General features: G+C 53.3%; 18 protein-coding genes. 8 read left to right on the forward strand and 10 right to left on the reverse strand.

Going from position 1 to position 23,008, the window contains the following annotated elements; all coding sequences use genetic code 11:
* Nucleotides 1-3: 3 nt before the first annotated feature.
* Genes crcB through JQR90_RS10920 form a run of 4 tightly spaced genes read right to left on the reverse strand, consistent with a single transcriptional unit; the run spans nucleotide 4 to nucleotide 4,859 of the window.
* Complete coding sequence (gene crcB / locus JQR90_RS10905) at nucleotides 4-378, reverse strand: fluoride efflux transporter CrcB (protein ID WP_010794653.1); 375 nt, start codon at nucleotides 376-378, stop codon at nucleotides 4-6.
* Nucleotides 375-1,703 (reverse strand): replication-associated recombination protein A, encoded by a 1,329-nt coding sequence (locus tag JQR90_RS10910; protein ID WP_073450179.1) that lies wholly within the window; start codon nucleotides 1,701-1,703, stop codon nucleotides 375-377. The genes crcB and JQR90_RS10910 overlap by 4 nt, the downstream gene beginning before the upstream one ends.
* Before the next feature lie 9 nt (nucleotides 1,704-1,712).
* Complete coding sequence (lolA, locus tag JQR90_RS10915; RefSeq protein WP_010794655.1) at nucleotides 1,713-2,336, reverse strand: outer membrane lipoprotein chaperone LolA; 624 nt, start codon at nucleotides 2,334-2,336, stop codon at nucleotides 1,713-1,715.
* A 21-nt stretch (nucleotides 2,337-2,357) separates the two neighbouring features.
* Nucleotides 2,358-4,859, reverse strand: coding sequence for a DNA translocase FtsK (locus tag JQR90_RS10920; protein ID WP_230382253.1), 2,502 nt, complete (start codon nucleotides 4,857-4,859; stop codon nucleotides 2,358-2,360).
* 255 nt (nucleotides 4,860-5,114) lie between these two features.
* Between JQR90_RS10920 and aat the strand changes: the two genes are divergently transcribed.
* The 3 genes from aat to infA all read left to right on the forward strand — a co-directional run bounded on the left by aat (nucleotide 5,115) and on the right by infA (nucleotide 6,873).
* Nucleotides 5,115-5,804 carry a leucyl/phenylalanyl-tRNA--protein transferase gene (gene aat, locus JQR90_RS10925; protein ID WP_010794657.1) on the forward strand — a complete coding sequence of 230 codons (690 nt, stop codon included), beginning with the start codon at nucleotides 5,115-5,117 and terminating at the stop codon, nucleotides 5,802-5,804.
* A 41-nt stretch (nucleotides 5,805-5,845) separates the two neighbouring features.
* Complete coding sequence (locus JQR90_RS10930) at nucleotides 5,846-6,553, forward strand: arginyltransferase (RefSeq protein ID WP_010794658.1); 708 nt, start codon at nucleotides 5,846-5,848, stop codon at nucleotides 6,551-6,553.
* Between the two features lie 101 nt (nucleotides 6,554-6,654).
* The gene (infA, locus tag JQR90_RS10935) at nucleotides 6,655-6,873 is read left to right on the forward strand and encodes a translation initiation factor IF-1 (protein ID WP_002553999.1); all 219 of its coding nucleotides are present in this window, start codon (nucleotides 6,655-6,657) and stop codon (nucleotides 6,871-6,873) included.
* Between the two features lie 54 nt (nucleotides 6,874-6,927).
* Here the strand turns inward: infA and clpA are convergent, their stop codons facing one another.
* Nucleotides 6,928-9,195 carry an ATP-dependent Clp protease ATP-binding subunit ClpA gene (clpA, locus tag JQR90_RS10940; protein WP_010794659.1) on the reverse strand — a complete coding sequence of 756 codons (2,268 nt, stop codon included), beginning with the start codon at nucleotides 9,193-9,195 and terminating at the stop codon, nucleotides 6,928-6,930.
* Between the two features lie 26 nt (nucleotides 9,196-9,221).
* Nucleotides 9,222-9,581: an ATP-dependent Clp protease adapter ClpS gene (gene clpS / locus JQR90_RS10945; protein WP_026004116.1), complete on the reverse strand. Its 360-nt coding sequence runs from the start codon at nucleotides 9,579-9,581 to the stop codon at nucleotides 9,222-9,224.
* 227 nt (nucleotides 9,582-9,808) lie between these two features.
* Here clpS and cspD point away from each other — a divergent pair, with 227 nt between their 5' ends.
* The gene (gene cspD / locus JQR90_RS10950) at nucleotides 9,809-10,081 is read left to right on the forward strand and encodes a cold shock domain-containing protein CspD (protein ID WP_010794662.1); all 273 of its coding nucleotides are present in this window, start codon (nucleotides 9,809-9,811) and stop codon (nucleotides 10,079-10,081) included.
* Nucleotides 10,082-10,112: 31 nt separating this feature from the next.
* Here cspD and JQR90_RS10955 read toward each other — a convergent pair whose 3' ends face one another.
* A complete protein-coding gene (locus JQR90_RS10955; protein WP_010794663.1) occupies nucleotides 10,113-10,424 on the reverse strand; it encodes a SelT/SelW/SelH family protein in 312 nt (103 codons plus the stop codon).
* A gap of 65 nt (nucleotides 10,425-10,489) precedes the next feature.
* On the opposite strand from JQR90_RS10955, the gene JQR90_RS10960 reads away from it, so the two are divergent.
* The gene (locus JQR90_RS10960) at nucleotides 10,490-12,691 is read left to right on the forward strand and encodes a patatin-like phospholipase family protein (RefSeq protein WP_073450176.1); all 2,202 of its coding nucleotides are present in this window, start codon (nucleotides 10,490-10,492) and stop codon (nucleotides 12,689-12,691) included.
* Nucleotides 12,692-12,719: 28 nt separating this feature from the next.
* Here the strand turns inward: JQR90_RS10960 and JQR90_RS10965 are convergent, their stop codons facing one another.
* The 3 genes from JQR90_RS10965 to recQ form a co-directional block, all read right to left on the reverse strand.
* Nucleotides 12,720-15,014 (reverse strand): type IV pilus assembly protein FimV, encoded by a 2,295-nt coding sequence (locus JQR90_RS10965; protein WP_010794665.1) that lies wholly within the window; start codon nucleotides 15,012-15,014, stop codon nucleotides 12,720-12,722.
* Between the two features lie 169 nt (nucleotides 15,015-15,183).
* The gene (locus JQR90_RS10970) at nucleotides 15,184-15,627 is read right to left on the reverse strand and encodes a MarR family transcriptional regulator (protein ID WP_010794666.1); all 444 of its coding nucleotides are present in this window, start codon (nucleotides 15,625-15,627) and stop codon (nucleotides 15,184-15,186) included.
* A 117-nt stretch (nucleotides 15,628-15,744) separates the two neighbouring features.
* Nucleotides 15,745-17,880: a DNA helicase RecQ gene (recQ, locus tag JQR90_RS10975; RefSeq protein WP_010794667.1), complete on the reverse strand. Its 2,136-nt coding sequence runs from the start codon at nucleotides 17,878-17,880 to the stop codon at nucleotides 15,745-15,747.
* 329 nt (nucleotides 17,881-18,209) lie between these two features.
* On the opposite strand from recQ, the gene JQR90_RS10980 reads away from it, so the two are divergent.
* From JQR90_RS10980 to JQR90_RS10990, 3 genes are all read left to right on the forward strand, one after another.
* Nucleotides 18,210-18,794 carry a YecA family protein gene (locus JQR90_RS10980; protein WP_010794668.1) on the forward strand — a complete coding sequence of 195 codons (585 nt, stop codon included), beginning with the start codon at nucleotides 18,210-18,212 and terminating at the stop codon, nucleotides 18,792-18,794.
* Between the two features lie 15 nt (nucleotides 18,795-18,809).
* A complete protein-coding gene (locus JQR90_RS10985) occupies nucleotides 18,810-19,211 on the forward strand; it encodes a YbaN family protein (protein ID WP_010794669.1) in 402 nt (133 codons plus the stop codon).
* Between the two features lie 678 nt (nucleotides 19,212-19,889).
* A complete protein-coding gene (locus JQR90_RS10990) occupies nucleotides 19,890-22,805 on the forward strand; it encodes a ribonucleoside-diphosphate reductase subunit alpha (RefSeq protein WP_010794670.1) in 2,916 nt (971 codons plus the stop codon).
* The last annotated feature ends 203 nt before the right edge of the window (nucleotides 22,806-23,008 follow it).

The following is a 23,008-nucleotide window of genomic DNA, read 5'->3' on the forward strand; positions in this document are numbered from 1 at the left end:
GTATCAGAGTTTTGTCAATGACAGGCCTGCCCACGTAGCAAGCAAACCACCTACGACGCTGGCCGTGGCATATCCAATGGCAAGCAAAGCCTGGCCACCTTCCAGCAAGCGTAATGTATCAAGGGAAAAGGAAGAAAAAGTTGTTAAGCCACCTAGAAAGCCAACGATAAGCCCTGCTCTTAGCTCCGCAGGCACATCAGGTCGAATAAGGAAAAGACCGTATAAAACACCGATAAGCAAGCAGCCCACATAGTTGACGATCAATGTGCCCATGTAGAAATGCTTAGGCCAGCTCGCCGTTATCCAGGATGTCGTGATAAATCGCAACAGAGTGCCTAGTACACCACCCGCTGCGATAGCCAGGATCATGGGTGTCATGGCGCTTTCCGCCGCTGGCGCAGACTGGCCCTATCCAAGTCAGCCAAATGACTGAGCTTGTCACGAATTTTGAGCTCTAAACCGCGTGGTACAGGCTCGTAGTAATGAACCGGCGCCTTATCCTCGGGAAAATAATCTTCACCTGCCGCATATGCATCAGGTTCATCATGTGCATAGCGATACTCCTCACCATACCCCAACGACTTCATTAGCTTGGTTGGCGCATTGCGAAGATGTACAGGAACTTCATGAGAGCCATTCTGCCTGACATCTGCCATTGCCATGTTGAAAGCTTTGTATACCGCATTGCTTTTAGGCGCACAGGCCAAGTAAACAAGGGCCTGCGCAATAGCAAGCTCACCCTCCGGGCTGCCCAACCGCTCTTGGACATCCCAGGCAGAAAGACAGATTGATAATGCACGCGGATCGGCATTACCGATATCTTCACTGGCCATCCGCACAACACGACGAGCAATGTAGAGCGGATCGCAGCCTCCATCGATCATACGGGCGTACCAATACAAGGTTGCGTCGGGATTAGAACCCCGAACAGACTTATGCAACGCAGAAATTTGATCGTAAAACGCTTCACCGCCTTTATCGAAACGGCGGCGCCCATCACCAAGCAAGCTTTGTAAAAGATCCGGGCTTATGTCTGAGCCGTCTTCAGCCAAATCGGCCGCATTTTCAAGTAGATTGAGTAATCTGCGGCCATCTCCATCGGCAGCGGCCAATAAAATCTTCCGACTTTCCTCTGGAAGGCTTAACCGGCGCTTACCAAGGCCCTTGTCTTCAAACAACGCTCGATTGGTAAGCTGAGTTAAGGCCTCTTCATCCAGGCTTTTGAGAACATAAACACGTGCTCTCGAAAGAAGCGCATTATTAAGTTCAAAAGAAGGGTTTTCAGTCGTCGCTCCAATAAACAAAAGGGTGCCGTCTTCCACATAGGGAAGAAACGCATCTTGCTGGGATTTATTGAAGCGGTGAACTTCATCAACGAACAATATGGTTCGACGCCCATACTGAGCAGCCTGCTGCCGGGCTATCTCAACAGCCTGACGGATCTCCTTTACACCGGAAAGAACCGCCGAGATCGTCTCGAAATGAGCATCGCTGACTTCAGCCAGCAAACGCGCCAATGTCGTCTTGCCGACGCCTGGTGGGCCCCAGAAAACCATTGAATGCAGCGCGCCCTGCTCCAGTGCTTCTCGCAGAGGTTTTCCTCGGGCAAGCAAATGCTGCTGGCCAACGTATTCGTCCAGGGTGGTGGCACGCATACGAGCAGCCAGCGGCTGAGCCACTGGCGTTGCGCGGAATAGATCCATGGGGCAGGATCACTCCTGAATGACGTCGGCACCTTTAGGAATTTCAAACACGAATTCCGAGGCGTTTACCGGCTCATTCATTTTTACGTTGAAGAACAGGATATTGGTGCGTTGACCGACGCTATCGATCAGCTGCATATCGTTGATTACGTTACCGCGAAATGAGAGGCGCAAGCTGTCAAACAGCGTATCGCTGGTTTTAGGCTTGAGCACAAAATCAGTCACGTTACCGCTTTGCTTGTAGGTAATTGTAAAACTGTCCTCAATCTTCGACACATCACCGGACAATAGCAACGCAGGCGTCTGGGTTAGGCGCTGATCCAGCTTCTGAATAGTCACCTGCTCAAGGTCTGGATCGTATAGCCATACCTTTTGCCCATCAGACACCAGCAACTGCTCCATGGGAGAATCTGTATGCCAACGAAAAAGACCTGGCCGCTTGAGACTCAAATTACCCGCAGTCTCCTGAAGACGGGTCCCGGAGCCATCTAGAGTCAGCTGGGAAAAGCGAGCCGTCATGGTCTGCGCTTTCTCCAGATACTGGGACAGACGGTCCGCTGCATCCGATGCAGCCTGAGCCGAGACGCTTAGAAAAGTTGTAATTGCCAGGGCAAACAAGCGAGTCAATCGCATGGAATTCCTCTTAAACATTGGTTAATCACGCACAGGAGAAGGTGCAATCACCTCTCTTGAACCGTTCGTATTCATAGGCGTGACAACTCCAGCCATCTCCATGGCCTCGATCATTCGCGCAGCACGGTTATAACCGATCTTGAGCTTGCGCTGAACCGCAGAAATCGAGGCCCTGCGGCTTTCGGTTACAAAGCGGACAGCCTCATCGTAAAGGGGATCGTCTTCATTTCCTTCACTGCCATCACCACCGCTACCACCCTCAAAGGAGCTACCGCCCTCATCTGCCCCCGCAAGGATGTCTTCAATGTAGTCAGGCGCGCCGCGTTGTTTCCAGGCTTCAACCAGGCGATGCACCTCGTCATCTGAGACGAAAGCGCCATGGACACGAATAGGAAGACCCGTGCCTGGTGGGAGATAGAGCATGTCACCATGCCCCAGCAGCTGTTCTGCACCACCTTGATCAAGAATGGTTCGAGAGTCGATCTTGCTCGATACTTGGAAAGCCATACGCGTCGGGATGTTGGCCTTGATCAGGCCGGTAATCACATCTACCGAAGGGCGCTGCGTGGCCAGGATCAGGTGAATACCTGCAGCACGCGCCTTTTGAGCAATACGCGCAATCAGTTCTTCCACTTTTTTGCCAACAATCATCATCATGTCGGCGAATTCATCGACAACTACAACGATCGTAGGCAGCGCTTTTAGAAGCGGCGCTTCGTCATCCATGCTTTCGCGTCGATAAAGAGGATCTGTCAGAGGTGTCCCTGCCTCCTCCGCGTCCTTGATCTTGCGGTTGAAGCCAGCAAGGTTTCTGACCCCCATAGCAGCCATGAGCTTATAGCGCCGCTCCATTTCGGCTACGCTCCAGCGCAGCGCATTGGCAGCCTCTTTCATGTCCGTCACGACAGGGCAAAGAAGGTGTGGAATGCCCTCGTAGATAGACAATTCCAACATCTTGGGGTCGATCATGATCAACCGCGCCTCTTCGGGCGTCGACTTGAACAGAATCGACAGAAGCATAGCGTTTACGCCAACGGACTTACCCGAACCTGTGGTACCTGCTACAAGCAAGTGCGGCATTTTGGCCAAATCCGCGATAACAGGCCTACCGCCAATGTCATGGCCTAGGGCGAGCGTCACGGGCGACTTAGAGGCCTCATATTCAGGAGACTCCAGTACTTCAGAAAAACGCACCATCTGTCGGTCTTCATTTGGAATCTCGATACCGACAGTAGTTTTGCCCGGAATGACCTCAACAACCCGAACACTGAAAACAGCCAGTGAGCGCGCCAGATCTTTCGCCAAGTTAGAAATACGGCTGACTTTCACTCCAGCAGCAGGTTGTATCTCGAAACGAGTAATGACTGGTCCCGGGTGAACCGACTCGACTGTGACCTCGACACCAAACTCCTTGAGTTTTATCTCAAGCAGACGTGACATCGTCTCAAGCGACTCTGGAGAAAAACTCTGCTGTTTTTTCTCTGCCGGATCCAGCAAGGATATCGGTGGTATCGTACCTTCAACGGCTGAATCAACAACGTGCGCGGCAGGCGGAGCGGATCGTTTTGCCTCGATCGGCTTAGGGATCGGAGCAGGCGCTGGCATATTGATCTGAGGTGCTGGCTTGGCAACTTGAGGCTTTTCCACTACAGGCCGCTCATTAACTGGCATAGCGGGAACGGACTTGCGCTCAGGCACCAGAGATTCATCATCAAGCTCAACGGTTTCAACGACACGCTCACGAGTCTTTTTAGCTTCTCGCTTGATAGGCGCCTGAGGTTCTTCCTCCTCAACCTCAAGCTCTTCATCGTCGTAATACTCTTCATCCTGCAGTTGTGAAGCAAGACGCTTCCGCTCACTGCGGCTACCCATCCAGCGGCTGGCGCCTCCCTGAACAAGCTCGAATAAATCAAGCGTAATCTTTCCTGTCAGGTCCATGACCTTAAACCAGGAGAGATCGGTAAAAACGGTGAGGCCCAACAGGAATACTGCTAAAAATAGCAATGTACTGCCCTGCACATTTAGAGCATTAAGGGCAAGTTGCCCCAGGCTTTCTCCAAGCGCACCGCCTGCCGAAGCCGGCAAATGGGCGTCAGCGTGAAAGTGAATGTAAGCCAGTGCAGAGCCTGCCAGAATAAGGAAAACCAGTCCGGTCAGACGCCATGAAAACAGCCACCCGCTCCATTCCCATGGCATATAGCGATGCCTGAACACCTGCCAGGTCTTGATGCCTAACAGCAACGGAAAAATGAAAGCGAAGTATCCCAACGCCATAAAGAGGACATCAGCCAGCCATGCGCCAGCACGCCCTGCAGCGTTGTGGATCTGATCTATACGACTGGTGTGCGTCCAGCCTGGATCAGAGGGGTCATAGGTCAATAAAGCCATCAGTGTATACAGACACAAGGCGGCTAATGCGATAAGCAACACCTCCTTCAAACGATAATGAAGGTGTTCGCGCCACTGTGTCACATGGCTGGCAGAAGTAGATTGTTTCAAACGCGACTTTTCCTGCACCGACAACGTGAAGATGAAAAGAAACAAGGCAGCATTCTACGACCCTACGCAGCTCGTTCCATACGAAAAACCGAGTCGCAACAACAATGACCTATTTTTACCACGACTTTAGCCGTGAACCATGCATTGGAACATTCTTTTGCTGTTGTGACAAAGAGTTATGCAGCATTCCTCAACAAAGTTTAAATCAAAAGGGAAAACTGGCGCTTGCCAGTAATCGGAGTTAGCCTGGAGACTACTTTGTTAACCCCCTCCCCTTCCATGCTGACTTGGTTGAAACGCGACTTTATACAATTTCCGCCGCTCAGTAGTGCGCTGAGCGAACCTAATGGGCTGCTTGCGATAGGCGGTGACCTTTCACCCGAACGCTTGATTGCCGCCTATCGTCACGGTTGCTTTCCATGGTTCCAGGCTGACCAACCCATTCTTTGGTGGTCGCCCGACCCCAGAACGGTATTGATACCTGAAGAGATCCATATCTCTCGCAGCCTTGCAAAGCTGATTCGTCAGCAACGCTTTACGGTGACCTTTGACAAAGATTTTGCGCAGGTCATCAAGGGGTGCTCTGAACCACGAGATTATACCCACGAAACATGGATCACCTCGGAAATGCAGCAGGCCTATGTAGAGCTTTACAAACGAGGCATTGCTCATTCAGTCGAAGTTTGGGAAGAGGACTCGCTCGTCGGCGGCCTGTATGGCTTGGCAATCGGTAAACTATTCTTTGGAGAGTCCATGTTTAGCCGCACCGCCAATGCGTCCAAGGTTGGTTTCGCTACATTGGCTCAGCAACTGGCGGAATGGGACTTCGCGCTGATTGATTGCCAGATGCCCACGCGACATCTTGAAAGCTTTGGCGCGACGAGCATTTCTCGTACGCAATTTTCGAACTATTTGGCACGATACCTGGACGAAACATCTAAAGCAGACTGGTCTTCGCAACCGGCATGACAGGATTGATTACCTTCCTCATGTTTTCCTAGAGGTAGATTATGAGCGAGCTGGCCCGATTGAAGTTTTACGCCACTCAGCCGCACACTTGCAGTTACCTGCCTGACCAGCAGGCAACCACGCTCTTTCTCGACCCCGCCCAACCCATGAGCGGCCAGCTGTATGCCGAACTCTCTGAATTAGGTTTCAGGCGCAGCGGAGATCATCTATATCGACCTCACTGCCAGCAATGCAAGGCGTGCGTTCCGGCACGTATTCGCGCTGCCGATTTTGTTCCCGATAGACGTCAGAAGCGTATTCTCAAGCGAAATGCAGATATCACCATTGAAAAGCGTAGGCCTCGCTTTACAGAAGAGCATTATCGACTGTATGCACGCTACATTACGGAACGGCATGCAGACGGAGACATGTACCCTCCAAGCCGAGAACAGTTTACGACCTTTCTTATCCGGGAGCTGCCTTACGCCTTTTTTTACGAAATGCGCTTGGGCGAACGCTTGGTTGGCGTTGCAGTAACCGATGTGTTACCCAACGGCCTGTCTGCCGTGTATACCTTCTATGATCCAGACGAGGAACGTAGAAGTCTTGGTACGTTTGGCATTCTCTGGCAGATCGCGGAAACGGCACGCCTGAATCTTGAAGCGGTTTATCTCGGTTATTGGATCAAAGGCTGTCGAAAGATGTCCTATAAGACTCAATATCGGCCAATCGAACTCTTTGTCAATCAACGCTGGGTTCGAGTGTCCTGACATCAGACATGGCATCGATTGAGTTTTTCGGGCACAATGCATGCCGATTTTCCGCCTGGATGGTCCAGGCATTTTTATGTTACCGAGGGGCTTCATAACCTATGTCGAAAGAAGACAGCTTCGAAATGGAAGGTACTGTCGTCGACACCCTGCCTAACACCATGTTCCGCGTGGAGTTGGAAAATGGGCACGTCGTTACGGCGCATATTTCTGGAAAGATGCGCAAGAACTACATTCGTATCCTAACCGGAGACAAGGTGCGCGTGGAACTGACGCCCTACGATCTGAGTAAAGGTCGAATCACGTATCGCGCTCGTTGATACCTCCACAAAAAAGCCCGGCATATGCCGGGCTTTTTTGTGGGCGCAACCTCTTTATGCAGGCTCCGCCGTAGTTTCGTACTCAAAGGCTAACTCATCACCCTTGAGATCGATGTGAACCACCCCCCCATGTTCAGCCAACTCACCAAACAAGATCTCTTCAGCCAGCGGCCGCTTGATCTTATCCTGAATGAGACGCCCCATGGGCCGAGCTCCCATCTGAGGATCATAACCATTGGTAGCCAGCCAGCCGCGGGCAGCATCCGAGACCTCAAGCTGAACGCGTTTATCTTCCAGCTGAGCTTGCAACTCAGTGAGGAATTTATCCACGATGCTCTTGATGGTTTCGTGGCTAAGGCGACCAAACTGGATAATGGTATCCAGGCGATTACGGAACTCAGGTGTAAAGCTCTTCTTGATAACTTCCATTGCGTCGGTTGAGTGATCCTGCAACGTGAAGCCGATCGAGGCACGAGAAGCGGTTTCAGCACCTGCGTTGGTCGTGAGAATCACAATAACGTTACGGAAATCAGCCTTACGGCCGTTGTTATCCGTCAACGTACCATGATCCATGACCTGCAGAAGCAGATTAAAGACCTCAGGATGCGCCTTTTCGATCTCATCAAGCAGAAGTACACAATGCGGCGTCTTGGTAATAGCTTCAGTCAGCAGACCACCTTGGTCAAAGCCAACGTAGCCAGGAGGCGCACCGATCAAACGCGAAACGGTATGACGCTCCATATACTCCGACATATCGAAGCGGATCAATTCGATCCCTAACGCTTTAGCTAGCTGTCTTGCCACCTCTGTCTTACCAACACCGGTAGGACCGGCAAACAGGAAGGAGCCGACCGGCTTGTCGGGCGATTTAAGACCAGCTCGCGAGAGCTTGATAGCAGTCGACAGCGAGTCGATTGCCATGTCCTGACCAAATACCGTCAATTTCAGATCGCGCTCCAGATTACGCAGAAGCTCCTTGTCCGACGTATTGACCGTCTTTGGAGGAATTCGAGCAATCTTGGCAACGATGTCCTCAACCTGTGCGACTTCGATACGCTGCACACGCTTCGATTCAGGCTGTAATCGCTGGAAAGCACCCGCCTCATCAATGACGTCGATAGCCTTGTCCGGCATATGTCGATCATTAATATAACGCGCAGCCAAATCGGCGGCGGCACGCAGTGCCTCATCACTGTACTCAATACCATGATGTTGCTCAAAGCGAGCTTTCAGGCCTCGCAAGATACCAAAGGTATCTTCAACGGAAGGCTCAACCACATCAACTTTCTGGAACCGGCGCGCCAAGGCACGATCTTTCTCGAAAATACCGCGGAATTCCTGGAAGGTTGTTGAGCCGATGCAGCGGATTTCACCCGATGACAACAATGGCTTGAGCAGGTTGGAAGCATCCATTACACCACCAGATGCGGCACCCGCACCGATGATTGTGTGGATCTCGTCAATAAACAACACAGCATGGGGGCGCTTACGCAACTCGTGTAGCAACCCCTTGAAGCGCTTCTCAAAATCGCCGCGGTACTTGGTACCAGCCAGCAGCGCACCCAAGTCAAGTGAATAAACGACACTATCAGCCAGCAGATCCGGCACCTGCCCATCAACGATGCGCTTAGCCAAACCTTCAGCAATCGCCGTTTTGCCTACCCCGGCCTCACCCACCAACAAAGGGTTGTTCTTGCGGCGGCGAGCCAGAATCTGGGCGACACGCTCTACTTCGTTCTCACGACCGACAAGAGGATCGATACGACCCTGACGAGCCAACTCGTTCAGATTACTTGCATAAGCCTCCAGAGGATGGTTGCTGGCGGTTGTTTCTCCGCCCTCCTCGTCAGGCTGATCCTGCTCTTGGTCTCTCTCATTGGTGCCAGGCACCTTGGAGATCCCATGAGCGATAAAATTGACAACATCAATACGCGCTACGCTCTGTTGCTTGAGCAAAAAGACCGCCTGGCTTTCCTGCTCTGAAAAAATCGCAACAAGGACGTTCGCTCCGGTTACCTCTCGCTTGCCGGAACTTTGCACATGGAAAACAGCACGCTGCAGGACACGCTGGAAACCAAGCGTAGGCTGGGTTTCACGATCTTCATCTTGCTGCGGGATGAGCGGAGTCGTCGAGTCGATAAACTCGTGCAGATCCCGCCGCAACTTATCCATGTTCGCACCACATGCACGAAGCACTGTTGCAGCCGCTTCGTTATCCAGCAACGCGAGGAGGAGGTGTTCGACAGTCATGAATTCATGACGCTTCGTTCTTGCCTCCTTGAAGGCAAGATTGAGGGTGACTTCGAGCTCACGATTCAACATAGCTTCACCTCATAGCCAGGCACAGATCAACTTTCTATTTCAATCTCACAAAGGAGCGGATGCTGGCTCTCCCTAGCATATTGATTCACTTGCATGGCCTTGGTTTCAGCAATGTCGCGAGTAAAGACTCCACACACGGCCTTACCTTGGGTGTGAACGACCAACATTATCTGTGTGGCCTTTTCACGATTCATGCTAAAGAACTTCTCAAGCACCTCAACAACAAACTCCATCGGGGTGTAGTCGTCGTTGAACATAAGTACCTTATACAACGACGGAGCCTTCAATGCAGGTTTTGCTTCCTGGACAGCCAGGCCTGCACCGTCATCCTCGTGATGTGAAGGGCCTTGTTCTGATGTTAGTCGAATATGGCTGATTGGATGCATGCTCAAGAAATTTTTTCTAGTGAATGGATTAGAAGGTCCGCAAAGACCTTGATCTACTTCTCAGGCGAATATCGCATCGCCTTGACTAACCCTAAAAGGGTGTTAAAACCTTTGGATACCCATAAGGGTACCAGGGGTTCCGTGTTTTAGTGCGTTCAAGACTATCTGAACGGGACTGTAGTGGGATAATACTCCACCTGTGGAGTCCTTTGCAGAGGGATGCCAGCATGCTCAGCGGCAAAGTCAAGTGGTTCAACAATGCCAAGGGATACGGCTTCATAGTAGCGGAAGGAAGCGACGAAGACCTATTCGCTCATTATTCAGCAATCCAGATGGACGGCTATCGAACACTGAAAGCTGGCCAGGCCGTGAATTTTGAAATCATTCAAGGCCCCAAGGGTTTGCATGCCGTTAACATCCGCGCTGCGGAAGTAGCTGCACCAGCAAGAACTGAACGAATCAGCGAGCCTGCCAATGCAAGGATGACCTCCGAGGTGTGACGCCAGGATTCGCAGTTATGCCTGAGCGGCTTTATTGCTCAGGCATAGAATCTTGCTTACCTTGCCGATCACTATGACCTAAATCCTTATTCGGATTAATAAGGTCGCGAACACGTTGTTTCAAGACCTTGGCCTCAGGAAAACCTCCATCTCGTTTTCTTTCCCATATGAGAGCCCCATCACAAGTAATCTGAAAAGTACCACCTGTCGACGGCTCAAGGCTGACCCGGCCCAGTTCAGTGGTAAAGGTACTTAACAGCTCCTGCGCCATCCAGGCCGCCCTCAGTAGCCACTGGCATTGTGTGCAATAGGTAATAACCACCTCTGGCTTTTGCTCAGTCATCCCATTCTCCTCTTTTGAGCTGCTTATAATAAGCTTCCCGTCTCTCGCCTGCCTGTGGCTTGCTCATGCGATACCTATTTCTTTGCTTACTACTGTTACTGCCAAGCCTTTCATGGAGTGACCAAGCTCACCCTAAAATAGGGCTGGTATTGTCTGGAGGCGCAGCGCGTGGTCTGGCTCATATTGGTGTATTGAAAGCTTTGGAAGAACAAGGCATTCATGTCGATGCTATCGCTGGAACCAGCATGGGCGCAGTCATTGGCGGTTTGTATGCAGCTGGCTATAAAGTTGATGAAATCGAGCGCACTGCCAAAGAAATGGACTGGCAGCAGGTACTTTCGGATCAACCTCCCCGTAAGGACGTTCCGTTTCGACGAAAGCAGGATGACAGAGACTTTCTCATCAAGCAGCAACTCAGCTTTCGAGACGATGGAACGCTGGGCCTTCCGATTGGTGTCATTCAAGGCCAGAACCTTTCCATGCTACTGGAAAGCCTGCTGGTCCACACGAGCGAAACGCGAAACTTCGATAAATTGGCTATTCCCTTTCGTGCCGTTGCCACTGATATCGTGACAGGCGAAAAAGTTGTGTTCAGCAAGGGACATTTGCCCCGGGCTATTCGAGCCAGCATGTCAATTCCAGCCGTATTTGCACCGGTTGATGTAGACGGACGCTTGCTAGTCGATGGTGGCATGGTTGATAACATCCCTATCGATGTCGCTCGCAGCATGGGCGTTGATAGGGTTATTGCTGTTGATATCGGCACTCCACTGCTGAAACGCAAGGAGCTCACTACCGTTGTAGACGTGCTCAACCAGTCCACTACCCTGATGACACGCAACAACTCCGAAGCTCAGCTGGCAACACTCACATCCAAAGATATTTTGGTTGAACCACCGCTGGCTGCGTACACCAGCGCTGACTTTGGTAGCGTCAATGAATTAATTGACGCTGGCTATCGCGCCACTCAGGCATTGTCTTCTCGCCTGGCCAGTCTGAGGCGCCCGCCGGTGGACGATACGGACATTGCATTGTCCATTGCACGCCAGCCGGGGCAGCGAAACCCGATCATTACAGAGGTACGGATCGAAAACGACTCCAAGGTAAGCGACAGTGTTATCCGGCATTACATACGTCAGTCATTAGGCGAACCGCTTGATCTAGAAAAGCTAAAAGACGATATGGGCACCATTTATGGGCTCGACTACTTTGATCAGGTGGAATACCGCATCGTCCGACAAAAGAAAAAAGGCGAAGACGATAATGCCCTTGTAATTCATGCACTCGGAAAACGCAGCGGCACTGATTTTCTGCGGCTAGGCTTGAGTCTTTCAGACGACATGGAGGGCGACAGCGCTTTCAATATAGGCGCCAGCTATCGGATAAACGGCATCAATAAATTAGGCGCCGAATGGCTGACCCGCCTTCAGGTTGGCGACAAACAAGAACTTTACACAGAGTTCTATCAGCCGCTGGATGTAGGCTCACGATATTTCTTTGCGCCCTATCTGAGTGCGGACGCACAAAACATCGAAGCCGTCCAGGATAATGATCCTATAGCTGAATATCGTCGTGAGCGGTATGGGTACGGGTTTAATGTGGGGAGACAGATCAACAACAATGGCGAGATCCGCTTTGGCATCGGTCAGCGCTGGGGTAAAACGAAGGTCCATATCGGCAATTCGAATCTCCCGACCGATACCTTTAGCGAAGGCTTCTATGAGCTGAAATACTCATTCGATACCATGGATAATGTGGACTTTCCCAATGAGGGAGAAGATATTTCTGTAACCCTTCGCCAATTTGATACCAGCCTTGGCTCGGATGAGCGTTACCAGCAGATGGAGTTCAAATTAGACAAGGCGTTGACGTTTGGCCAGTACACTGTAGTTCTAGGTGGTTATTACGGCCGAACGTTCAACGATATTGACACGGTAACCAGCAGCTATCTCTTGGGCGGCGCAAGGCAACTTTCCGGTTATCGACAGGATGCCCTGTCTGGCCAGAATTACACGTTGGGGCGGCTGATCTATTATCGTCGGATGACAGAGCGCTCACTCCTACCGCTCGACTTCCCTGTTTATCTCGGAGGAAGTCTTGAGCAAGGGCGTATCTGGAACAATGGAAATAACTATGACAGCGGCTCAATCACCGCAGGTAGTATTTTCCTGGGATTCGATACTCCACTGGGGCCGCTTAACTTTAGCTATGGATTAAATGATGACGGCCAACGAGCGGTTTACCTGAATCTCGGAAATAACTTCTAAGGCTCAAATTAGACGTTTACAGCGCGCATCAAGCAATGCGCGCCAGTAGTACCTCTGCCTCATGGCGCTGTGCATCGTTTCCTTCATTGAGGATCCGCTGAAGAATAGCGCTGGCTGCCCGCATATCGCCTTGGGCCATGCAGGATTTCGCCTGTTGCAACAGAGGGCTAGCTGGATAATCGCTCAGCTCATTGTCTGCCACCGAGGCGCTCGGCACATGGCTGGCGAAATGCTCGTCCAGCGTCATGTCCAGCTCATCCACTGATGGCAACTCTCCTAACGTATAAGGAAAATCATCGTCCAGCGCCTCAGCAGGCTTAGCTTTTTCATGTCCTTGCTCAGCGTCTAGCAGCTCTGTAAGGGCAATAGCGTCATCAAAACTGAGGTCCTGTAAATCCAGATCGAAATTTTCGATATCGGCTTGAGTGGGCTTCATTTCGTCAGCTTTCAAGTCAAGCTGAGGTTTCCACTGCTCTTCCAGATCGTCGGGCAGATCAAGAGAAACCTCCAGAGGTTCCTCTTCAGCTTTGACGCTCTGCTCCTCAGCCGATTCCTCGATCATGCCTGGAAGGAGTGCCTTTAGCTGATCGATTGCCTGCGTATCGCCACCCAATTCACGAACGGCCGCCTCTTGAACGGCAAACAGCTTTCTCTCACCTAAAGCAGCCAGCACCTGGAGCAGCATCATGCGCAGATCCAGGCGGCCAGGCTGCTCGGCGATGCCTTCCTCAAGCACCTCACGAGCCTGGTTATAACGTCCATAAGCCAGGTAAATTTCGGCACGTCCCAGAAATTCATCGTCAGCCTTGGGCGTGGCATGCTGGGGTGAAACAGGTATCTGAGGCTCAGCATCATGCGGTTCCACACGGCTAGCTATAACCGCTGGCTCGACAAGCGGCACAAGAGCATGACCGTCATGATCGGGCTCGTCCCCTTCAGGTACACCAGTCACTACAGCAACTGCCGATTCCTCCCGTGTACGTCGACGACGTAACGCAATGACGGCCGCTGCCAGCAAGGCGGCTACAGGAACCAGCCATAAATAATAGGATGACCAATCCCTTTCCTGCTCTGCGCCGGCTTGCACCGGTGACGGTGCGACAAGAGGGCTTAGGGTCTGCGAAGCGCTCTGTTCAGGCAGCGTAGTTGGAGCAGACGGAGCAATGGTGGGTGCCTGTGAAGGATCTTCAGACGGCGCCCGGGCTACCTCTATATTACTGTCGGAAAGAGTTGACGGGGGCGGCGCCAAAGACGGATCCGCTGGCGAGGGTATATCGCTTGTTTTTTCAGAGGTACGCAGCTGAGCAACCTCCTGCTGCAACGCTGCGATCTGGTTATCCTTATCCCTTACGGTTTCATCCAGACGAGCCTGGAGTTGCTCCAATTGAGTTTGCAGCTGAGCCATACGAAGCAGAAGCTGATCCTGCTGAGCAACCGCCGTAGGTACTGTCTGCTCCACTCCAGCCTGTACCGGGGCAATATTCGTGGGCGACTCTGACGGTAAGGACTGTTCACGAGGAGGATTTTGCACCGGAGCAGCAATCGATGCGCCGTTTTGTTCAGCCCCTGCTACAGGAGTAGAAAAGTCGGCAGGAAGACGTAACGTTTGCCCTACCCTGAGCCGGTGCATGTCGCCCGCGGCAAATGCATTGGTATTCAGCGAATACAAGTCCTCCATCACTTGCTGAACAGAACCTTTACCCGCCTGGCGAACCAGCTTCTGTGCAATCTGCCAGAGCGTATCGTTTGCGCGTGTCGTGTAGGTAGCAGCACCTGCCTGAAGGCCTGGTCTGGGTGTAGGCGCAGGAGGCGTAGACGGCCGCGAAGCACGGGGTGCAGCAGGACGTGATGCCTCTACCTGCGTATAGCTGTTGCTCCGGCTCACCGCAGGGCTTGCAGGCACCTGATAGCCGGGCGGATCTATCAGCACAGTGAACTCACGCAACTGACGCCCGCCGGGCAGCTCAAGACCAACCAGAAAACTCAAATAAGGCTCGCTAACCGGACGGGTCGATGTGACGCGAATATAACTCCTGCCGCCCGGCTCAATCACTGGCGTGAAGTGCATGTCGCTCATGAACTGAGTACGATCGAGGCCAGAACGTGCAAACTCGTCATTAGACGCAAGGCCGATGTGAAAATCGCTGGCCTCAAGCTCACCGACATCCACCAGCTCGATGCGCGCGCTAAGAGGCTGATAGAGGGAAGACTGAAGCGTGATGTTGCCCAGCCCGACCGCAAAGACAGAGTTGCTGCCAACGCCCAGCACCAGGCCGGATACTATTACGAGAGTTCGAAAACGATTAACGTTTTTCGTGGCCATTCAGCGCCCTAACTGCAAATAAAAAAATTACCGCCCTGACAACGGCAACGGCTGCGCTCGTAGAAAGTTTAGAAAATCGACTAGCGAGCGCTATTAAAAAAGTAGCACTGAAAGTATAGAGGAACAAACCGATACGACGCGGCCCTCAGCGGAGCCGCGAAGATTCCGATTACTGGCCTCGTTTTTCGAGGTTGGCCAGTACTTTCTGATGGACTTGCTGGCAAATATCAATCGCGGAGTCATCAATACCCGCCAGCAACTCTTCACGCAGCTCATCCGCAATGGCTTGAATCTTTTCAATAAGCGGGCCAGCGGCAGCTGTCAGCATGATGCGCTTGGCTCGACGATCTTCACTCACCGCTACCCGGCGCACCAGTTTCTGAGCTTCAAGTCCGTCCAAAAGACGAGCCAATGTTGGCCCCTCTACACTGACACTTTGGGCCAGCTCTCGTTGAGTAGGATGCTGATCCTTCATGCGTGCAAGGGTCAGCAAGACCTGCCAGCGCGCCTGGGATAAACCCAAATGGCTCAGACGGCGATCAAGCTCTGCTCGCCAGGCACGCGAAACATGGAAAAGCTGGCGACCAAAGAGATGGGGATCGTTTTGCGGCATGGACCAATGACCTTATCGTTTTGACGGTTATTATTGTTTAGCTATTAAACAGCCTACAATCTAGTTTTGGTAGTGAGTTTATCCCCGCAATCAGTACATTTGGCAGCTTATCTCTCTTCACTCTGCAAGCTCTGCAGCCAGTGCAGCCCTTATGCAATACAAAACGCCGACAGGCACTTGGTCAGCGAATCGATCCGCCAGCGCTGCTGCTGGAGGCAAGTCGCCCTCTTCCTCCAGAAACGCATCCTGGATTTCGCCTACAAGATCATCGGGCAGCTCAAGCGCCTGCTCCAGTGAAAGCTGCTGTCGTGCAATGGCCTCCGCCAGAATGCTGTAAACATTTTTCTCAGAGCAGGAAAGCTGCCGTGAGATTTGCGGAGGCGTCATACCCGCACGGACTAGGGTAATGACCTCATGACGAACATCGGCAACAGGCTCCAGTGCTGCTGGGGCGTCTGCCAGCACATCAAGAAAAGCCTGGCCATACCGTTCAAGCTTACGCGCGCCCACACCACTGATACGCCCCATATCGTGCAAGGTCCGTGGCTGTCCCCGCAACATTTCCAACAAGGTTGCATCCGGGAAAATGACATAAGGAGGCACTCCGTGCTCTTCTGCCAGTTTCCGACGCAGCGTACGCAGGGCCTCCCACTGCTGACGCTCTTCAGAGCGTACCAATTGGCTGGCTGCGCTGGGGCCGGAATTGTTACCGCGTGTACGCTGCGGCTTGGGATCGCGGCGTAACTCGAGCGTCGTTTCCCCACGCAGAAGCGGACGGCATGCCTCCGTCAGACGGAGACCACCAAAGCCGTCTACATCCACGTCAGCGAAACCACGCGCTACCAGCTGACGAAAGAGGGTTCGCCATTCATCTTCAGCCAGCGATTTACCAAGGCCGAAAACAGCCAGACGCTCATGCCCCAGACTTTTGATCTTGTCATTTTCCCGCCCCAGCAGGATATCGACCAGATGGCCTACGCCATACCGTTGACCGCTTCTATAGATGGCTGACAATGCCTGCCGAGCCGGCTGGGTGGCATCCCAGGTTTCGACACCGTCTACGCAGTTATCACAATGTCCACAGGGCTCAGGCAATGTTTCATCGAAATAGGCCAGCAGTACCTGCCGGCGGCAGCGTGTCTCTTCGCACAATGCCAGCATGGCTTCGAGTTTGTTGCGCTCTACGCGCTTATGACGCTCATCCCCTTCGGAGCTTTGCATCATCTGGCGAAGCAGCAGGATATCCTGCAATCCATAAGCCATCCAGGCATCAGAGGGCAAACCATCCCGCCCTGCTCGTCCAGTCTCTTGGTAATACGCCTCCAGACTCTTGGGCAGGTCCAGGTGCGCGACAAAGCGAACGTTCGGCTTGTCGATGCCCATGCCAAAGGCAATAGTCGCGACCATGATGAGCCCTTCCTCGTTGAGGAAACGTTTCTGGTTAAACGCACGCAGTTCGTTGGAAAGCCCTGCATGGTAAGGCAAGGCGGGAAAACCCTGCGCGGAAAGGTACTCGGCTACCTCCTCGACCTTTTTACGCGACATGCAGTAAACAATGCCCGCATCACCCCGATGCTGCGTCAGAAACGATAACAGCTGCTTGCGAGGCTGCTCCTTGGGAACAATACGGTAGAAAATGTTGGGTCGGTCGAAACTGGATAGAAACTGCTCGGCATTCTGCAGATGCAGTCGCTGAATCATTTCATCCCGGGTCCGCATGTCTGCCGTAGCGGTCAAGGCAATGCGTGGCACATCGGGAAACTGCTCTGCCAATTGGCCAAGCTGCAGATACTCTGGCCTAAAATCGTGCCCCCACTGAGAAACGCAGTGCGCCTCGTCGATGGCGAACAGTGCAATGTTGCCGAGTCGCTGCAGGAAATTCAGCATGCGCGGCTGCACCAGACGCTCCGGCGCCAGGTACAAGAGCTTGATCTCGCCGCGCTCAAGCCGTGCAGCAATATCGCGCTGTGCCTCGGGCGAAAGCGTCGAATTGAGCGCAACCGCCGGCACGCCTAGTTCATCCAGCGTCGCAACCTGATCATCCATCAAGGCGATCAGTGGCGAGACAACAACGGTCAGCCCCTCACGCAACAAGGCGGGTACCTGATAACACAGGGATTTGCCGCCACCTGTAGGCATGAGCACTAGCGCATCTCCGCCGTTGGCAACGCGCTCGATGATCCGGGCCTGATCGCCACGGAACGCGTCATAACCAAAGACGTCTTTAAGAATACGCAAAGCTTGATCGAACATGCTGCCTCCATTTGATGGCGCGCATTATACGGGCACTGACAAGAAACGCCCGGTTATCCGTCACTCAATGCCCAAGGCTGTAACAAAGCCCTGATAGAAGGGCCAGATTGGCTAGATTAATGACGTGCCTTTTGCCGCGGCGCACCGGCTCGTCTACAATCGGCTTCGTTGAGGCAGTTGCAGAACGTGACAACATGCACGTCGTCCGTGTGGCTTTCCCGAGTTCAGCCTATGAACAATATGGAACCCAATAGGCGATTTGCGGGAACATCATCGTAACGCGACTGCCTTTATCGTATATCCAGCCCGTTTTCCGAGGTAAGTAACCGATGTCCTTCGCTGAACAACTGTCCCGTCTCCGTGAGTTTCTTGATGCGGACGACCTGCATGAGGAAGCGCTCGACTACATCGCAGCGCACGGTTATCTAACCGCTCTGGCCATTTGCCCGGAAGACGTACCCGAGCGTGAATGGATCGATGCCCTTTTCGCCGAGCCGCCGCATTACACCAGCGATGCACAGCGCGAAGAAATCGAATCCACGCTTGTCCAGCTCAAGGCGCATATCCTGCGCATACTGGGCAGCGATGAAGAGCTTGAGCTTCCATGCGACCTGGAGCTAGGCGACGATCCAGATGACTCCGACCTGCGCGGCTGGTGTATCGGATTCATGGAAGGCGTCTTCCTGCGTGAAGCCGTCTGGTTCGAGCAGGCTGAGGAAGAAGTCAGCGAGCTGCTGTTGCCCATCATGGTTGGTTCAGGCCTTTTCGAAGAACAGGCTGAATTCAGCGATATCGCTGAAGACCCTGAACTGGTCGATAACATGGTTTCGCAGATTCCGGAAATCCTGACGCAGCTGTTCCTGCTGTGCCATGCCCCTGAAGAAAAGCCAGCGTTGCTAAAGCCTCGTCACTGAGGCTCTCAACATCGAATGCCTGAACGAGATGTACGCGTCAGCCGGCGGCCCTGGGTCCGTTATAGCCTGCTGACGCTGGGCTGGGTCAGTGTTACCTTGGGCGTGATTGGCATTTTTCTGCCTCTTCTACCAACCACCCCTTTTCTCCTCCTCGCAGCGGGCTGCTTTATGCGCAGCTCGGAGCGCTTCTATGGCTGGCTGGTCAACCATCCTCGGCTAGGCCCCTGGATCAAGGATTATCTGGAAGGTGAAGGGATTCCGCTCAAGGGAAAAATCTACGCCATTCTCACCATGTGGATCAGCATTGGAGTCTCCAGCTGGCTAGTACCCTATTTCTGGGCACGCGTGTTCATGGTGGTCAGCTCGGCCTGCGTGACAATCTACATCCTTCGTCAGAAGACTCGTCCCGTCCCTTAGCGGGACTCATTTATCATCCTTAAAGAAGCGTTTTCTACTTGACTTCTCTTGCTTACCTCTATCGCATCCGGTCATAAAAGCACCACTACATATAGTGTTAACGTTTGAACGAAATTTCATTTGGCTGCTCTGACGAAAAGATGCGGAAAACGCGACTGACGGCGAACCTCAGAAGCCATGCGACCTGCGTCGACATATCCCAAAATTACCCACTTTTTATCCACAGGCTGTGGCGTTTTATCAACTTGCAAAGCAGCCGCTAGCGCATTATCTTGTACCTCGCTTTAACGAATATCTCTATATATTGGGGTTCGCCGAGCAACCGGACACTAGACAATGTAAAACTTGTCAACCCGTCAAGCGTTCAGCCTCCGGTTGGTCGAAGCTCTTTTTCAATGACGATTGACGCAGCTTCGGAGACCAGCCAACCCGCTATTCCTCCCCGAAGCCCATACAGCCCCTACCACTACATGATGTGGTTAGCCGCCGGCTGGTATTGAATCGTTTTTTGAGCCTTTAACGCTTTATGGCTCATGTTTGAGTGATTAACGGGCCTGGCCATAAGCCGTGTCTGGTGTGAGCGTTTTGCAAAGCCAACCCGGCGCCGTTTTGCAAAACGCTTAAAGATAGGAGCCGTAGAGGCTCCATCGTACTTATAACGTTAGGAGACGAACCCGCATGCAGACTGATCTGTCCCGCGAGAAAGCAACGACCGACGGCTTCCCGGCCGACGACAACAACCTGGACGTCAAGGCCACTGCTCCCGGCCAACTGCGTGTCATCAAGCGTAACGGCACAGTCGTTCCCTACACTGACGACAAGATCACCGTTGCCATCACCAAGGCATTCCTGGCTGTTGAAGGTGGTACTGCTGCGGCTTCCTCACGTATCCATAACACGGTAAAGCGTCTGACCGAGCAGGTCACAGCGACCTTCAAGCGTCGCATGCCTTCCGGTGGTACGATTCACATCGAAGAAATTCAGGATCAGGTCGAATTGGCCCTGATGCGTGCCGGCGAACAAAAAGTAGCTCGTGATTACGTGATCTATCGCGAAGCACGCGCCCAAGAGCGCAAGCGCGCCGTTGCTGAAGTGGCAGAGCCGCATCCAAGCATCCGCGTAACCAAGGCTGACGGTACTCTGCTTCCGCTGGACATGGGTCGCCTGAACACCATCATCTCCGAAGCATGTGAAGGCCTGGCCGAAGTCAACGGCGAGCTGATCCAGCGCGAAACACTGAAGAACCTGTACGACGGCGTAGCCGAAAAAGACGTTAATACCGCACTGGTCATGACGGCACGTACGCTGGTTGAGCGTGAGCCGAACTACTCCTTCGTTACAGCCCGCCTGCTACTCGACAGCCTGCGTGCTGAAGGCCTGTCCTTCCTAAGCGTTGCAGAAAGCGCCACTCACCATGAGATGGCCGACCTGTACGCCAAAGCCCTGCCCGCCTACGTTGCCAAAGGCGTAGAGCTGGAGCTGCTGGACCCGAAACTGGCAAGCTTCGACCTGGAAAAGCTGGGCAAGGCGATCAACCACGAGCGTGACGGTCAATTCACCTACCTCGGCCTGCAGACGCTGTACGACCGCTACTTCCTGCACAGCAACGGTACCCGCTTCGAGCTGCCGCAGCTGTTTTTCATGCGCGTCGCCATGGGCTTGTCCCATATGGAAGCCGATAAGGAAGGGCGGGCAATCGAGTTCTACAACCTGCTGTCCAGCTTTGACTACATGGCGTCCACACCGACCCTGTTCAACGCCGGCACCCTGCGCCCACAGCTGTCCAGCTGCTACCTGACTACCGTCCCGGATGATCTGTCGGGCATCTACGGCGCGATTCACGATAACGCCATGTTGTCCAAATTCGCGGGCGGCCTGGGTAATGACTGGACTCCGGTACGTGCATTGGGCTCCTACATCAAGGGCACCAACGGCAAGTCCCAAGGCGTTGTTCCGTTCCTGAAAGTAGTGAACGACACCGCTGTAGCCGTCAACCAGGGTGGCAAGCGTAAGGGCGCCGTCTGTGCGTACCTGGAAACCTGGCACCTGGATATCGAAGAATTCCTCGAGCTGCGCAAGAACACCGGTGACGACCGCCGCCGTACTCACGACATGAACACCGCGAACTGGATTCCGGACCTGTTCATGAAGCGTGTATTCGATGACGGCAACTGGACTCTGTTCTCCCCTTCCGATGTACCGGATCTGCACGACCTGTACGGCAAGGCATTCGAAGAGCGTTATGAGTATTACGAAGCCCTGATCGAATACGGCAAGATCAAGCTGTACAAGACCATCAAGGCCAAGGATCTGTGGCGCAAGATGTTGTCCATGCTGTTCGAAACCGGCCATCCCTGGTTGACCTTCAAGGACCCATGCAACCTGCGCAGCCCGCAGCAGCACGTGGGCGTGGTTCACAGCTCCAACCTGTGCACCGAGATCACCTTGAATACCAACAAGGACGAGATCGCTGTATGTAACCTGGGCTCGATCAACCTGGTGAACCACATCGTCGAAGGCAAGCTGGACATCGAAAAGATTGGCCGTACCGTAAAGACGGCCGTGCGCATGCTCGATAACGTTATCGACATCAACTACTACTCGGTTCCTCAGGCTCGCAACTCCAACCTGAAGCACCGCCCGGTGGGCATGGGCATCATGGGCTTCCAGGACGCGCTGTACCTCCAGCACATCGCCTATGGTTCAGATGCCGCCGTCGAGTTCGCCGACAAGTCCATGGAAGCGATTAGCTACTTTGCGATCCAGGCGTCCTGTGACCTGGCCGACGAGCGTGGTAGCTACGAGACGTTCGAAGGCTCGCTGTGGTCCAAGGGCATTCTGCCGATCGACTCTGAAAAGATGCTGATCGAAGAGCGTGGCTCCAAGTACATTGAAGTCGACCTGTCCGAGACATTGGATTGGGCGCCGATTCGCGAACGCGTTAAGAAAGGTATCCGTAACTCGAACATCATGGCCATCGCGCCGACTGCAACCATCGCCAACATCACCGGCGTATCGCAGTCCATCGAGCCGACTTACCAGAACCTGTACGTGAAATCGAACCTGTCGGGCGAGTTCACCGTGATCAACCCCTACCTGGTGCGTGACTTGAAAGCACGCGGCCTGTGGGATCCAGTCATGGTCAACGACCTCAAGTACTACGACGGCTCCGTCCAGCAGATCGAGCGCATCCCGCAAGACCTGAAGGACCTGTACGCTACCGCGTTTGAAGTCGAAACCCGTTGGATCGTGGAAGCAGCGAGCCGCCGTCAGAAGTGGATCGATCAGGCACAGTCCCTGAACCTCTACATCGCTGGCGCCTCGGGCAAGAAGCTGGACGTAACCTATCGCATGGCGTGGTTCCGTGGTCTGAAGACCACCTATTACCTCCGCGCCCTGGCTGCTACCAGCACCGAGAAGTCCACCATCAACACCGGCAAGCTGAATGCCGTTAGTGCGGATCCGATCACCGGCGTACAAGCCAGTGCCTCACCGGCGCCAGCACAAAAAGCCGAGGCAGCACCCGCTCCGGCTCCGGCACCAGTGCCCAAGGCCTGCAGCATCGACGACCCCGACTGCGAAGCCTGTCAGTAAGCCATAAGCCCTCTCTTCGGAGAGGATTCGGGGAGGGGTTTACCACCCTCCCCGAACGTAAATCCAAACACAACAAGTACTGAAAGTCGGCCTCACGAGACCGATTGGCCTGTCCCTGCCTTGAGCATGATTACAGGAGCTCACCTTGGCAGAGCAGGCATGATTGGGGCGTAACCACATAGTGCGGTCATCCGCTGCTTAAA

Origin of the sequence: Pseudomonas sp. JZ114 (assembly GCF_051027705.1) — a bacterium.
Classification (GTDB): domain Bacteria; phylum Pseudomonadota; class Gammaproteobacteria; order Pseudomonadales; family Pseudomonadaceae; genus Chryseomonas; species Chryseomonas luteola.

Coding starts and splice junctions, on each gene's coding strand:
- JQR90_RS10980 (WP_010794668.1), top strand. CDS start 18,210: ATGTCCTTCGCTGAACAACTGTCCCGTCTCCGTGAGTTTCTTGATGCG.
- clpS (WP_026004116.1), bottom strand. CDS start 9,581: ATGCATCCAATCAGCCATATTCGACTAACATCAGAACAAGGCCCTTCA.
- cspD (WP_010794662.1), top strand. CDS start 9,809: ATGCTCAGCGGCAAAGTCAAGTGGTTCAACAATGCCAAGGGATACGGC.
- JQR90_RS10970 (WP_010794666.1), bottom strand. CDS start 15,627: ATGCCGCAAAACGATCCCCATCTCTTTGGTCGCCAGCTTTTCCATGTT.
- JQR90_RS10990 (WP_010794670.1), top strand. CDS start 19,890: ATGCAGACTGATCTGTCCCGCGAGAAAGCAACGACCGACGGCTTCCCG.
- clpA (WP_010794659.1), bottom strand. CDS start 9,195: ATGTTGAATCGTGAGCTCGAAGTCACCCTCAATCTTGCCTTCAAGGAG.
- JQR90_RS10965 (WP_010794665.1), bottom strand. CDS start 15,014: ATGGCCACGAAAAACGTTAATCGTTTTCGAACTCTCGTAATAGTATCC.
- JQR90_RS10910 (WP_073450179.1), bottom strand. CDS start 1,703: ATGGATCTATTCCGCGCAACGCCAGTGGCTCAGCCGCTGGCTGCTCGT.
- aat (WP_010794657.1), top strand. CDS start 5,115: ATGCTGACTTGGTTGAAACGCGACTTTATACAATTTCCGCCGCTCAGT.
- crcB (WP_010794653.1), bottom strand. CDS start 378: ATGACACCCATGATCCTGGCTATCGCAGCGGGTGGTGTACTAGGCACT.
- JQR90_RS10930 (WP_010794658.1), top strand. CDS start 5,846: ATGAGCGAGCTGGCCCGATTGAAGTTTTACGCCACTCAGCCGCACACT.
- infA (WP_002553999.1), top strand. CDS start 6,655: ATGTCGAAAGAAGACAGCTTCGAAATGGAAGGTACTGTCGTCGACACC.
- lolA (WP_010794655.1), bottom strand. CDS start 2,336: ATGCGATTGACTCGCTTGTTTGCCCTGGCAATTACAACTTTTCTAAGC.
- JQR90_RS10955 (WP_010794663.1), bottom strand. CDS start 10,424: ATGACTGAGCAAAAGCCAGAGGTGGTTATTACCTATTGCACACAATGC.
- JQR90_RS10985 (WP_010794669.1), top strand. CDS start 18,810: ATGCCTGAACGAGATGTACGCGTCAGCCGGCGGCCCTGGGTCCGTTAT.
- JQR90_RS10960 (WP_073450176.1), top strand. CDS start 10,490: ATGCGATACCTATTTCTTTGCTTACTACTGTTACTGCCAAGCCTTTCA.
- recQ (WP_010794667.1), bottom strand. CDS start 17,880: ATGTTCGATCAAGCTTTGCGTATTCTTAAAGACGTCTTTGGTTATGAC.